This window comes from Amaricoccus sp. B4 (genome assembly GCF_043226085.1).
Lineage (GTDB): Bacteria > Pseudomonadota > Alphaproteobacteria > Rhodobacterales > Rhodobacteraceae > Amaricoccus.
Window position 1 is genome coordinate 73,377 of record NZ_CP171226.1, and the last position, 13,451, is coordinate 86,827.

Below are 13,451 nucleotides of genomic sequence, written 5' to 3' on the forward strand. Positions count from 1 at the left end.
AGGCATAGCCATGGAGGCTTAGGCATATGCCTGGGCACGTACTTATGTCTGAATTTGAGATCATCACTGATGGAGGCCGGCGGCAGCGCCGGTCTGCAGAGGAGAAGCTCCGGATTGTTGAAGAAACACTGGATGGACGCGACAGCATATCGGCGGTCGCCCGCCGCCATGGCGTGGCCCCCAATCTCCTGTATCGTTGGCGGAAGCTGATGCTGGAGGGAGGGAGTGTCGCGGTGACCGGCGACGATGACGTGACCAGCAACAAGACCGTTCGCGAGATGGAGACGCGCATCCGGGAGCTGGAGCGGCAACTCGGGCGCAAGACGCTTGAGGCCGAGATCCTCAAGGAAGCCCTCGAAAAATCGAGGTCAAAAAAACCGACCTTGCATGCGCTGTCCTTGCCGAAGGACGGTTCACGATGAAGGCGGTGGTCGAGACGCTGGGCGTGTCCCGCTCGAACCTGCATGAACGGATGACGGGAAGCGCGAAGCCGCGGAGCGCCTACCGAAAGGCAGGCGACGCGACGCTGCTGCCCCGGATCAAACGCCTGTTGGCGGAGCGCCCGACCTATGGCTATCGCCGCATCACCGCGGTTCTGAACCGGGAGCTGCGGGCGGAGGGACTTTCCCCCACCAACCACAAGCGCATCTACAGGATCATGAAGAACAACGCCTTGCTCCTGGAGCGCAGCGGCCTCCCTCGTCCCGAGCGCACCCATGACGGCAAGGTGATCATGCTGCGCTCGAACCTCAGATGGTGTTCCGATGGACTGGAATTCATCTGTTGGAACGGTGACATCATCCGGGCCGCCTTCCTTATCGACGCCCATGACCGCGAGGTGATTGCCTGGCGCGCGCTCACTGGAGCCGGGATCAGCGGATCGGATGTGCGCGACATGCTGCTCGAGGCCGTGGAGCGCCGGTTCGGGACACATCGCGCTCCCGAGATCATCGAGGTTCTCTCCGACAACGGCAGCGCCTACACCGCGAAGGAAACCCGCATCTTCGCCCGCAAACTCGGCCTCAAGCCATGTTTCACGCCGGTGGGCAGCCCCCAGTCGAACGGCATCTCGGAGGCCTTCGTGAAGACGCTGAAGCGCGACTATGTCCGCGTCACGCCACTACCTGACGCCGCAACCGCTCTCTCGTTGATTGGAAACTGGATCGAGGATTACAACGACAACCACCCGCACTCAGGCCTGAAGTGGCGCTCGCCTCGCGAGTTCATCAGGGCCAGAACCGAAACCGCCTGACTGTCCGGTGAAACAGGGGCAAGTCCACCTATGGACAATATGGGGGAACATAGTGAGCAGCTCTGAGCTTTACTTCGATGATCGCTTCCTGGATCGGCATGCCGGGCCGATCATCACTGATACGTCCGTGGCACTCGTGGAGCTGGTAGCGAACTCTTGGGACGCTTGGGCGACGCATGTGGACATAGTCTGGCCTGAAGGCGGTGTGGATGCACCATTTAGCATTTCAGACAACGGCAAAGGAATGACTCCGGTGCAGTTCGAAATGCGCTGGAAGACGTTTGATTACAACCGACTGCGTGGTGGCGGAAAGGTTGCCGACCCACCCCCGGAGTTGACAGATCTGCCCGTTCGAGCGGTGTATGGACGCAATGGGAGGGGCCGTCACGCGGCGTTCCGGTTTGGGAAGGCTTATCGAGTTAAGACATGGTGCGAGGGACACTCCGCTGAGTATGAAGTTCGCAGGGGTGTGTCTCAGCCATTTTCGGTTAAGCTTTTACGTGAAGATACCGCTGTTGAGGATCACGGGACAACGATTACGGCAATAGAGCCAGCCAAAGTGATCATGACACCTGAGGAAGCGCGGGAGGTTATCGGCACTCGCTTTCTGGCGGACCCCAACTTTTCGGTCTGCATTAACGGGGCCAAGGTTACCTTTGACGACATCCCGGAATCTCATCGTAAGACGATAGAGATAGTTGTCGAAGGGTTCGGTGTTGCCGGGCTCACGGTCATTGATGGGCAAAAGGCAGATAGGACGACCCGCCAGCATGGTATCGCTTGGCGGGTAGGAAACCGGATTGTCGGTGTTCCAGGGTGGGGCGACTTTGATCGAGGCCGAATTTTGGATGGTCGGAGCAGTGAAGCCAAACGATTTCTTTTTATCGTGCGCGCGGACTTCCTGGCCGACGACGTGTTGTCTGATTGGTCTGGATTCCGGCTCGATAGCAGTGGTTGGACTGCAACTCGCTCGGCTGTCTATGACGCTATTCGAGAATACCTAAACACACTGAACGCTGACCGGCGCCGAGATACCAAGGCGACTATCAAAGAAAGTTTGGGATCAACAGTTTCAGGGCTTCCACCAGCCAGCCGTGACCTATGGAATGAGTTCGTAGATCGTGTCGTGGACACCTGTCCCTCCATGACACCCGACACCGTCGAGCAGATTGCCGGCATACTCGCTAACCTTGAGTTGGCAAATTCGAAGTATGCGCTGATTGAGAAGCTTGATGAAATGAAACCTGGAGACCTTGACCAGCTGAATGCCATTTTAGAGGACTGGACCGTCCGGACCGCAAAGCTGGCCCTGGATGAGATTGCTCAGAGACTACGCCTGATCGAAGAGCTCAACCAAAAGCTAAAGGACGCGACCATGGACGAGGTCGCTGACCTACAGCCGCTATTTGAGCGCAGTCTGTGGGTATTTGGTCCAGAATTCGAAAGCTTGGAGTTCACCAGCAACAGAGGAATGACGGAAGTCATCCGAAAGATCTGTGGCGTTGAGCAGCGCGGAAGTCGTCTTCGTCCAGACTTTGTCATGCTACCTAACGGAACAGTTGGTTTCTACAGCCGGGACGCCCACGATCCGGAGCATGACGTTGATGGAATTTCCCATCTCGTAATTGCCGAGATTAAGCGGCCAGACGTCCCGATATCCTCGACCGAGAAGCAGCAACCTTGGCGCTACGTGAAAGAGCTACGAGAAAAAGGACTTCTGACAGAGGCATCAAAGACAACCTGTTATGTCCTCGGATCCAGAGTCGATCCCACCGAGACTGGTGATGAAACAAAATGGGATGGTCGTGTCACAATTCGAGCGATGACATACTCAACATTCATAAAGCGAGCGGAAAAGCGAATGCTTGGCTTGCGAGATAAGCTCAGGGAGGCACCATTTCTCCAGGAACGCGGCATCGACGTCGAAGCCTACATGAAGCCCCAGTTTCCAAGGCAATCATCGCTCGACCTAAGAGGTTCTGCGGCTTAGGAATAGGTTGAAGGTGTCGGATCGAAGATGGTTCCTCGAAAGCTCTACAAATACAGGGCGTTTAGCAATTTAACGCTCGATATGTTAGTATCCGATAGTCTGTTCTTCGCGGACCCAACCACATTTAATGACCCTCTCGATACCAACCCCACGCTGGAAGCTGACCTCCCAGTCGAGAAGTTGGAGCGGATCGTTACAACATTCGTCGAGAGGCGCGTCACGGCTGAGATGGAGGCTGCGGCCAAGACCATACGCTACCAGGGACCGAAGACCCTAAGCCGCATTAAGACGCTTAGCCAGAAGAAGGCTGCAGACACGATAACCGACATCGCATACCACGCCACGAATCCCGACTATGAATTTCCTAATCCGCACAAGGCTCTCCTTAAATCTTGGATCGAAAGAGAGCTTCTTAGGCAGTACGAAAAGGGTCTCGTGTCGCTCGCGCAGCGGGCCGCCTGTCCGCTGATGTGGAGCCACTATGGTGATCAACATCGAGGCCTATGTCTCGGCTATTCGGTCCAAGAGGACGATGCAAAAAGTCTGCACAAGGTTGCCTACGGCGGGAGCAGGCTTGTCAAGATCAGCTTGGTCGAGCGGATGCTTGATGGAGATGAAGAAGCTCGTCGGCTTGTCGACGATGCCGTGCTTCTCCGAAAAGCAAAGAGTTGGAGCTATGAGCGCGAATGGCGGCTCATTGGTCCGCGGGGCTTACAAGATGCTCCGATTGAACTTGAGGAAGTGATCTTCGGACTGCGATGCGAGGCGTCAGTACGGTACGCAATCATGAGTGCTCTCGAAGGGCGAGCGCAACCGGTTCGGTTTTTTGAGATCAGGTCGGAACCCGCGACTTTCCGCCTGAATAAGCTGTCTGACGTCAGCGCTCGTGGGACATCTGAGTTGATTTCATAACGGAGGGTTTCCGGCTCATCGTAACCGCCAAGGAGTGGAGATGAGACAGAAACCCGGAACAGCAAAGCCGACGGCCGAAGCCGTTGTGAAGGACATCCGCCGGCGCACGCGGAAGCATCATTCGGCCGAGGAGAAGATCCGGATCGTGCTCGAGGGCCTGCGGGGCGAGGAGAGCATTGCCGAACTCTGCCGGCGCGAGGGGATTGCGACGAGCCTCTATTACAGCTGGTCGAAGGAGTTCCTCGAGGCGGGCAAGAAGCGACTGGCCGGCGACACGGCGCGGCAGGCCAGCAGCCCAGAGGTCAAGGACCTGCGCGCCGAGGCCGCCGCGCTCAAGGAAGCCGTCGCGGACCTCACCCTGGAGAACCGCCTGCTCAAAAAAAGCATGCTCGGGGATGGGGGAGACGAGGAATGAGGTATCCCGCATCGGAGAAACTGGAAATCATCCGGCTGGTGGAGCAGTCGCACCTGCCGGCCAAGCGGACCCTCGACATGATCGGGGTCCCGCGCACAACATTCTACCGCTGGTACGATCGCTACCTGGCCCTCGGCGCGGTGGGGCTGGAGGATCGGCCCTCGCGCCCGTCTCGGGTCTGGAACCGCATCCCGGATAAGGTGCGTCGGCAGATCGTCGACCTGGCGCTCGATCAACCCGAGCTCTCGCCACGGGAACTGGCGGTCAGGTTTACGGACAGCCGGCGCTACTTCGTCTCGGAGGCCGGCGTTTACAGGGTTCTGAAGGCGCATGATCTGATCACCAGCCCGGCCTTCACGGTGATCAAGGCGGCAGACGAGTTCCAGGAGAAGACCACTCGACCGAACCAGCTCTGGCAGACCGACTTCACCTACCTGAAGGTCATCGGCTGGGGCTGGTTCTACCTCTCGACCATCCTCGACGACTACAGCCGCTACGTCATTGCCTGGCGGCTCTGCACGACGATGAAGGCATCGGACGTGACCGCGACGCTGGAAGATGCCCTGGTGGCCTCGGGTTGCGAGCAGGCCAGGGTTGCCCATCGACCCAGGCCGCTGAGCGACAATGGCAGCAGCTACATCTCCGGGGAACTGGCCGACTGGCTTGCCGCCGAGGGCATGGATCATGTCCGTGGAGCGCCCCGACACCCTCAGACCCAGGGCAAGATCGAGCGCTGGCACCAGACCCTGAAGAACCGCATCCTCTTGGAGAACTACTTCCTGCCGGGAGCCCTGGAACAGGCGATCGACGCCTTCATCGACCACTACAATCACCACCGCTACCACGAGAGCCTCGGCAACATCACCCCCGCCGACGTCTACTTCGGCAGATCGGAAACCATCCTCAAACGACGAAAGGAGATCAAGGCCAGGACCTTCGAGACGCGCCGCTTGCTGCACCGCAAGTCAGCGGCCTAAACTGAAGCACCAACGAGCCAGGCCCTCCATTCGAGATCAGGCGCTCGTGTCCCAAATCATCTGACAACGGACAATCTTCTTGTTGAGATTGGAGACATGCTCGGGCTGACACGCGTGCCCCAGAGCGCCTCGGTGATGTCCTCGACCCGTCGCACCGAAACGCCCGCCAGATACATCTCGATCAGCGCTTCCTCGACGCTGCTTTCTCGGCGCTGGTAGCGCTCGATAATGGCGGTCTCGAATGTCTGCCGGCGGAGCTTCGGCACCTTGAGATGCACCTCGCCCGCCTTGGTCTCAAGCCGGCGTTCGTAGCTGCCGGCGCGGGTGTCTTTCGCTGCGTTCGTAGCGCCCGGCGCCGCAGAGCCTGTCCGCTTCCGCATCCAGCATGGCGTTCAACGCTTCTTCAACAGTCCCACGGACCATCTCTCCGAGGTGATCCCGGATGCGGGCCTCATCGATCTGTATGACCTCTCCCATCGCTCCCGGCTTTCCGCCTTTGCCCATCTCATGCTCCTTTCAGCATGGCTGAAACGAGCCGCCTCTCAAAGCAAATGTGCGAAAGAACCTGTACGTTATCTTTCTCGCCGAGTTTGCGCTTGGTTAATGCCATCTGAACGGCGCTGAAGTTGTCGGCACATGCAGTCTTGCGGTTCTCTTCAAACCGTCGAACCGACGCCACGGACAGCTACGAGGTTTGTTCCGCTTATGCGTCTGAGTTTTCGTGGGAGGGGGCCAGGGCCCAAAGCGGATATGTCTGTCTCGCGGAATTATATCCCCAAAGCTCAAACTGGGCGAATTCTGTTGAAAAAGTCGATATTGAAGTATCGCCGAAGTCCTGATTCAATCCTATCAAGAACAGGGAGATCGAGTGGATGATGGGATCGAGGCAAACCGCGCAGGGGGCTCTGTTCTATAAGTTCTCGATCGAGGATCATGTGCCTGCTGACCACTTGGTCCGCAAACTCGACCGCTTCCTCGACCTCTCGGAGATCCGGAGTTTCCTCGCGCCGTTCTACAGCCATCGGGGCCGCCCCTCGATCGATCCAGAGCTGATGATCCGGATGCTTCTGCTGGGCTACTGCTTCGGGATCCGTTCTGAACGCCGGCTGTGCGAAGAGGTGCATCTCAACCTCGCCTATCGATGGTTTCTTTAGGCGGGCATCGTTCGTCAATCCCTTTGTTGAGCGTTCCTTCGGGAATTGCGCGCGGAAGAGTTCAGGCTTCTTTTCGTGCTCGACGCCTCGGTGGTGTCGGCGGACAGGATGGGTTGGGAAGGATCGGATGGCCGAGCTCTGCCGCGCGATTCACATGACGCCGGGCCATGCTGCCGCAACCAGCGATACGGGCTCATCCGACCCTCGCACCCTCCCGGGCGCTGTTTCCCGCCGGAACGGCGGATCCGGGTCTCTGAATTACGTCATTGCTCTCCTCAGGCAGCCGCTGTCGTAGCGCAGACCGGGGTTGTGTCCGACCAGCGGAAGTCGGTCCCTTCGACCCACATGCGGTGCATCACGACCGCCAGCTTGCGCGCGAGTGCGACCTTCGCGGCCTTCAGGCTGCGGCGTTTGGCGATCCGCATTGCCCACGCCCGCAACGGTGACCATCGGCCATGGTGCATCAGGACATGCGCGGCCTGATAGAGCGCCGTGCGGACCATTTCATCCCCGCATCGGCTGATCCGGCCGTCGTAGTCTGTCTGTCCGGAGCTGTATCGGCGGGGCGTCAGACCGAAATGGGCGCCGACATCCCGGGACCGTTTGAACCGCTCGGGGGCATCGACACCGGTCCTGTAGGTCAGCGCCACGATCACTCCGACGCCGGGAACGCTCATCAGCCGACGGCAGACGGGATCTCGTCTGGCAAATTCTCGACAGAGCCGATCGAGCCGCTCGAACTCCTCGATCATTGCGCGGCGGGCCCGGAGCAGTGGCTCCACGATCAACGCAAGGTTCGCGCTGCCGTCGATCAGGTCCAAAACACGTGCCTCTAAGCCTTGGCGGGTCACGGTGCCGATCCTCAACCCAAACACTTTCAGCGATCCGCGGATGCAGTTTTCCAGATCCTGCGATTTGCTCACAAGGTGGGTGCGAGCGACCAGGAGCATCCGAATGCGTTGTGCCTCGTCACTCTTGACGAAGACTTGGCGGAACCAGCTAAGGCGCACAAGCTGGGCGATGCCGCGTGCGTCATTGCGGTCGGTCTTGTTCCGCATCGCACCCAGTCCGGCTTTCACGTGCCGGCACTCCATGCAGAGGGCCGGCAATCCAGCGGCGCGAAGTTCGGCGAAAAGCCAGGAAGCTGTTGGTCCCGATTCAAGACCGACCCGGGCGACTGGCCGCCCAAATCGCTTCAGGCACGCCACGATCGCGGATGGTTCGGCCTCGATCTTTCTCTCAAATGCCACATCCCCGTCTTCATCGACGATGCAGATGTTCACGGTTTTAAGGGATGCGTCGATCCCCACATAGTAGGCCATGGTTCTTCCTCCGAGTCTCCAGTTAGATGGAGTTACGATGGTCCGCGCGGACCCGCCCGCCTACTCCATCTCTGCCGCCTTGACCTGGCGGATCGAGTGCCTGACCACTCGACGTTCTCGAAGAACCGCCATGGCCGCTTTCGCGACAGCGATCTGTTCCGGCACCTGTTCGAATTGGTGCTATCGAGGTGCATCCGGGAGGGGCTGGTTGGCGGAGAGGCGTTCGGAGTCGATGCATCCATCATTCCCGCAGACGCCAAGCGACTGAACAAGGTCGAGGCGGAAGGCTGGACGCCCGAGCGGATTAGTCGCGCGACAGAGGAGTATTTCGAGACGCTGGATGACGCGGCCTTCGGCGCCGCCACGCCGGTCAAGCCAAAGGTCCTGTCGCCTGTCGATCCCGCTGCCCGGTTCACCGGTGCGAAGAAGGCCTACTCCATCTTCGCGTATTCAACCAACTATCTGGTAGATCTGGAGAATGCGATCATAGTCGACGTGGAGCCGACCGCGCCGATCCGGCAGGCGGAAGTCTCCGCCGCCCTCGATATGGTTGACCGGGTCCAGGAGATCTTTGGCATCTATCCGGAGAAATTCGTCGGGGACGGAGCCTATGGCAACGCAGAAACGCTTGGCTGGCTTGTGCATGAGAAGGGCATCGAGCCCCATGTCCCCGTTCTCGACAAATCAGTTCGCCAGGACGGAACCTTCTCGCGGCCAGACTTCAAGTTCGATCCTGAAAACGACAGATACCTCTGCCCCGGCGGCAACGAGCTCCTGTCCAGCCGCCGGGCTTTCCAGACGATCCGCACGGAGCCTGAAGACACGGAAACAGTGCGCTATCGCGCCGCAAAGCCGGACTGCGCAGTCTGCCAGCTCAAGGCGCAATGCTGTCCGAACACAGCGACACGACACATCACCAGATCCGTCCACGAGGGCGCGCGGGAACTCGCCAGGGAAATCGCAAAGACCGACGCTTTCGTGGCGACCCGGCACGCCCGAAGAAAGGTCGAGATGCTGTTTGCCCACCTCAAGAAGATCCTCGGACTGACGCGACTGCGCCTGAGGGGACCCAACGGCGCCCGGGACGAATTCACGCTGGCAGCAACCGCTCAGAACCTCCGCAAGATGGCGAAACGGCTCCCCATGGCAGCGTGAGGGGCACCGCTTCGCGAAAAAAAGATCACGCTTGTTACATCGCAACCCACTATTATTTCAACAGAATTGGCGGATTACAGACTTTCGTCGCGGTGCAAAATAATTCTAAATTGGGGCCGAAACTGATTTTCAGATGTCATCGGACGACCCAACTCCAACAAATTCGTCATTTCTTAAAACACGGTAATTCATGATTTGAGATTGTACGCGATCGAACGAGATTTTTTGAAAAATAGTTCAATTCTTGCTTCGAAATCGCCCACTCCGAATTCTTTAGTTGCGCTCACCTCTTTCACTTCTCGAGCTGAGAGCCAAGACCTTTGCTCGCACGCAGCCAGAAAGCTTCGACTATTTTGCTGCGACGCGTGCGGGGCCGAAAGAGCCGGATTTCCATTGGGACATCCCATTCGACACTGGCGGCTTGCACCAGTCGCCCATTTCCCAAGTCGTCTTTGCAAAGGCTTAACGGAGCCCATGTCAGCCCCTTTCCGTCGCGTGCCATCCGCAGCAACGCGCTCGCAAGGTGAGATCGAAAGACTGGCCGCAGGGCGGCACGGCGTTCGGAAATCACCTTTGCGGCGGCAAGGATACGCCCCATGCCCGACCGCTCGTCGTAGGCCAGGAATGGCAACGGATCCTCCGCCGGCCCGGGCAGCTGGAATCTGGGCCTGCCTTCTTCCGTGGGGACGCAGACCGGAACGAGGCGGTCCTCGCCAATCTGGATTGATCGAAAGGCACCCGGGTCCAGCAGATGATGCGCCGCGGGATGGTCATGGCATAAGAGCAGATCCGCGGTTCCGGCCAGCATGACCTGCTCGCAAGCCACCATGTTGTCGACAACCAGACTGACGGTTGCAAGATCCTGGTCATCGCTGAAATCGCGGAGCCAGTCTGGGAAGAAGGTCATCGACAGCGCATGCGTCGCGACGAACCGCAGCGTCCCGGCACCCGCTGCGCCGATTTCGCGCGCCTGATCGCGTCCGTAGTTCAGCCGGCGGACGACCTCTTCCGCCACGCTTCGAAATGCCTGACCGGCCTCGGTCAGGGTAATGCGGTGCGTATCCCGGTCGATGAGCTCGGCCCCGATCCAATCCTCGAGGCCGCGGATGCGGCGGCTGAAAGCCGGTTGGCTCGAATTCCGCATCTCGGCGGCACGGGAGAAGTTGCCCTCCTGAGCCAGTTTCAGAAAATCCTCGAGCCAGTTTGTGTCCATAGTCGCCGACCCGTCGTTCGGTGCATGATTTGATCGTTATAGCGCATTGGCTGATGCGCGCCCGGACAAGGTAGTCTGCCGGCCAGAAGAGCAGGAGTGTTTCGCCATGTCCCCCCGGACTCTCTACGAAAAGATCATCGACCAACACAAGGTTCTGTCGCTGGACGACAAGAGCGGACCCGGATCGACGGTTCTTCTCTACATCGATCGGACGGTCCTAAACGAATACACCAGCCCACAGGCTTTCGCAGGGCTGCGTGAGGCGGAACGGAAGGTCTGGCGCCCCGCGGCGGCTCTGGGTGTCGTCGATCATGTCAACTCGACCGCGCCGAACCGGGGAGGCCCGGTCGAAGATGTCAGCGCTCAGAAGCAGATCGAGTTCTTCGCGCAAAACGGTCGCGATTTCGGGATTGAGATGTTCGATATTCTCGATCCCCGTCAAGGCATCGAACATGTGGTGCTGCCGGAGCTTGGATGGGTTCTGCCGGGCAGCGTGATAGCCGCGGGCGACAGCCACACAACGACCTACGGAGCGTTCGGAGCGGTGGGCTTCGGCATCGGCACGTCGGATATCGAACACCTACTTGCGACCCAAACCCTGCCCTATGCCCGGCTCAGGACAATGCACGTGCGCGTGGAGGGACGGCTGCCGGTGGGTGTGACCGCGAAGGACCTGGTCATGGCGCTGATCCGCAAAGTCGGGGCGGATGGCGCTGTGGGCCATGCCCTGGAGTATTCGGGAGAAGCGATCGGTCAGCTCGATGTTGAGGGGCGCATGACCATCTGCAACATGTCCGTGGAATGCGGGGCGCGCGTGGCCCTCATGGCCCCGGACGAAAAGGTCTTCGACTATGTCGCGGGCAGGCCGCGCGGCCCTTCCCCCGAGATGCTCGAACGGGCTCGGCCGGTTTGGCAGGCGCTTGCCACCGATCCCGGCGCCATCTTCGATCGCGAGGTCTTCCTGGGCGCCACCCAAATCTCCCCGATGGTGACCTGGGGCACCAGCCCGGACCAGGCCGATACGATCGACGGCACCGTTCCCGAGCCCGCCACGCTTCCGGTCCACGCGCAGCGCGATGCGGCCAGGGCGCTCGAGTACATGGGGCTTACGCCAGGCCGCCGACTTCGGGATATCACGATCGATCGCGCCTTTATCGGCTCGTGCACGAATGCACGCCTGGGTGATCTGCGGGATGCGGCGCGGGTCCTCAAGGGTCGCCGCGTCGCGCACGGCGTTCGTGCCATGGTCTCGCCCGGATCGTCCACGGTCCGGCGGGAGGCCGAGGCCGAGGGGCTGGATCGCGTTTTCATCGATGCCGGGTTCGAATGGCGGCAATCGGGCTGCTCCATGTGTCTCGCCATGAACGACGACGTGCTGGCGCCGGGCGAGCGTTGCGCCTCCAGCACCAACCGCAATTTCGAAGGGCGGCAGGGCAGCGGAGGACGAACCCATCTGATGAGCCCGGCGATGGTGGCTGCCGCGGCCGTTGCCGGGCATCTGACAGATGTCCGGGACCTTGCCGAGGTGGAGGCCTGATATGGAACGTTTCGTCAAAGTAGCCGGGGCGGCCGCTCCCTTTCCGGCCGCGAATGTGGATACCGACGTGATCATGCCCAAGGCTTTCCTGAAGGGCATTGACCGTTCAGGACTGGCGCGGGGTCTTTTTCACGACCTGCGCTTCGATGCCGATGGGCAGGAGCGGCCCGACTTCATCCTCAACCGCGCGGCGATGCGCAGCGCCCGGTTCTTGCTGACCGGGCCGAACTTCGGTTGCGGATCCTCTCGGGAACACGCGGTCTGGGGGATGCAGCAATTCGGCATTCGCGGCCTAATCGGCACCACATTTGCCGGGATCTTTTCCGACAACGCCGCCAATAACGGCCTGCTTCTGGTGTCGTTGCCCGAAGAGGACCTCGAGCGCCTGTTCTCCGCCGTTGGCCCGGACGGGGCGGAGATCGACGTGGACCTGGAGAAACTGAAGATCCGGACAGCGGATCTCTCTTTACCCTTCACGATCGAGGAAACCCGACGCCGCGCGCTGATGGAGGGACTCGACCGGATCGGGACGACATTGGAGAAGAGCCGCGAGATCCGCGCCTTCGAAGCAACCTACTTTGCTGAAACCCCGTGGCTTGATCGGGGCCGTGCGGCATGAGCGGGCTTGAAGGTCATCCGGATATCCTCCCCGGGTTCGTCTGGCGTGACATCGATGCCGAGGGTGTGCGCATCCGAACCGCGACCGCCGGTGACGGCCCGCCCCTTCTGATGCTGCATGGACATCCGCAGACCCACCTGACTTGGCACAGGGTCGCTCCCGTTCTTGCGAAGCGCTTCACCGTCGTCCTGACCGACCTGCGCGGCTACGGCGACAGCGAGAAGCTTGAAGGCGGCAGAGGGCATGTGAACTATTCCAAGCGCGCGATGGCGGCCGACCAGGTCGCTGTGATGCGAAGCCTCGGTCATGCGCGCTTTCGCCTCATCGGTCATGACCGCGGGGCTCGAGTGGCGCACCGTCTGGCCCTGGATCACGCCAATGCCGTCGAAAAGCTCGTGCTGCTGGACATCGCCCCGACCGCGACGATGTATGCCAGAACCGACATGGAGTTTGCCCGCCGGTATTTCTGGTGGTTCTTCCTGATCCAGCCACATCCCCTGCCGGAACGTCTGATCGCGTCCGACCCGGAATTCTTTCTGGAGACCCACATCAAGGGGCAGATCAAGACGCCGGGGGCATCCGATGCGCGCGTCATGGCCGAGTATCGCCGTAGCTACGCCGATCCCGCAACCCGCCACGCGATCTGCGAAGACTATCGCGCCTCGGCCAGTATCGACCTGGAGCATGACGCGGCGGACGCCGAAGCCCGTGTCAGCGCACCACTGATGGCTCTCTGGGGCAGGCACGGCACCGTCGGTGCGCTCTACGATGTCGTGGAGACTTGGCGCGAGAAGGCGCTCGACGTGAGAGGCTCTGCTTTGGAGTGCGGTCACAGCCCACAGGAAGAAGTGCCCGAGGCACTGTTGGAAGCCCTCTTCGAGTTCCTCTGAATCGTTGTCGCTGTC

The 13,451-nt window shown here is 60.2% G+C and carries 10 protein-coding genes and 2 pseudogenes; 9 read left to right on the top strand and 3 right to left on the bottom strand.

Annotated elements, in window-relative coordinates:
* Positions 1 to 26 precede the first annotated feature (26 nt).
* From ACF66B_RS19150 to ACF66B_RS19165, 4 genes are all read left to right on the top strand, one after another.
* Positions 27 to 1,252, top strand: a protein-coding gene (locus ACF66B_RS19150) for an IS3 family transposase (RefSeq protein WP_111432149.1) whose coding sequence is annotated in 2 segments (ribosomal slippage) — positions 27 to 369 and positions 369 to 1,252 — 1,227 coding nt in all. Because the reading frame shifts where the segments join, the coding sequence is not laid out codon by codon here.
* 52 nt (positions 1,253 to 1,304) lie between these two features.
* Positions 1,305 to 3,242, top strand: a complete 1,938-nt coding sequence (locus ACF66B_RS19155) for an ATP-binding protein (protein ID WP_392665068.1) — start codon at positions 1,305 to 1,307, stop codon at positions 3,240 to 3,242.
* 27 nt (positions 3,243 to 3,269) lie between these two features.
* Entirely contained in the window at positions 3,270 to 4,154 is an 885-nt protein-coding gene (locus ACF66B_RS19160) for a DUF2971 domain-containing protein (protein WP_392665070.1), read from the top strand.
* Positions 4,155 to 4,194: 40 nt separating this feature from the next.
* Positions 4,195 to 5,546, top strand: a protein-coding gene (locus ACF66B_RS19165) for an IS3 family transposase (RefSeq protein WP_392665073.1) whose coding sequence is annotated in 2 segments (ribosomal slippage) — positions 4,195 to 4,531 and positions 4,531 to 5,546 — 1,353 coding nt in all. Because the reading frame shifts where the segments join, the coding sequence is not laid out codon by codon here.
* A gap of 75 nt (positions 5,547 to 5,621) precedes the next feature.
* Here ACF66B_RS19165 and ACF66B_RS19170 read toward each other — a convergent pair.
* Positions 5,622 to 6,023, bottom strand: a pseudogene (locus ACF66B_RS19170) (transposase); the annotation flags it as partial.
* 395 nt (positions 6,024 to 6,418) lie between these two features.
* Here ACF66B_RS19170 and ACF66B_RS19175 point away from each other — a divergent pair.
* Positions 6,419 to 6,694, top strand: a pseudogene (locus tag ACF66B_RS19175) (transposase); the annotation flags it as partial.
* 281 nt (positions 6,695 to 6,975) lie between these two features.
* Here the strand turns inward: ACF66B_RS19175 and ACF66B_RS19180 are convergent.
* Positions 6,976 to 8,022: an IS110 family transposase gene (locus ACF66B_RS19180; protein ID WP_111432071.1), complete on the bottom strand. Its 1,047-nt coding sequence runs from the start codon at positions 8,020 to 8,022 to the stop codon at positions 6,976 to 6,978.
* Between ACF66B_RS19180 and ACF66B_RS19185 the strand changes: the two genes are divergently transcribed.
* Positions 7,951 to 9,177 (top strand): transposase, encoded by a 1,227-nt coding sequence (locus tag ACF66B_RS19185; RefSeq protein WP_392665110.1) that lies wholly within the window; start codon positions 7,951 to 7,953, stop codon positions 9,175 to 9,177. The two genes, ACF66B_RS19180 and ACF66B_RS19185, sit on opposite strands and share 72 nt — an antisense overlap.
* Positions 9,178 to 9,469: 292 nt before the next feature.
* Here ACF66B_RS19185 and ACF66B_RS19190 read toward each other — a convergent pair whose 3' ends face one another.
* Positions 9,470 to 10,390 (bottom strand): LysR substrate-binding domain-containing protein, encoded by a 921-nt coding sequence (locus ACF66B_RS19190; protein ID WP_111432069.1) that lies wholly within the window; start codon positions 10,388 to 10,390, stop codon positions 9,470 to 9,472.
* Positions 10,391 to 10,496: 106 nt separating this feature from the next.
* On the opposite strand from ACF66B_RS19190, the gene leuC reads away from it, so the two are divergent.
* The 3 genes from leuC to ACF66B_RS19205 are packed head-to-tail and all read left to right on the top strand — an operon-like array spanning position 10,497 to position 13,436.
* Entirely contained in the window at positions 10,497 to 11,927 is a 1,431-nt protein-coding gene (gene leuC / locus ACF66B_RS19195) for a 3-isopropylmalate dehydratase large subunit (RefSeq protein WP_111432068.1), read from the top strand.
* Between the two features lies 1 nt (position 11,928).
* The gene (leuD, locus tag ACF66B_RS19200; protein ID WP_111432067.1) at positions 11,929 to 12,546 is read left to right on the top strand and encodes a 3-isopropylmalate dehydratase small subunit; all 618 of its coding nucleotides are present in this window, start codon (positions 11,929 to 11,931) and stop codon (positions 12,544 to 12,546) included.
* Positions 12,543 to 13,436, top strand: a complete 894-nt coding sequence (locus tag ACF66B_RS19205; protein ID WP_111432066.1) for an alpha/beta fold hydrolase — start codon at positions 12,543 to 12,545, stop codon at positions 13,434 to 13,436. Before leuD ends, ACF66B_RS19205 begins: the two co-directional genes overlap by 4 nt.
* Positions 13,437 to 13,451: the final 15 nt, after the last annotated feature.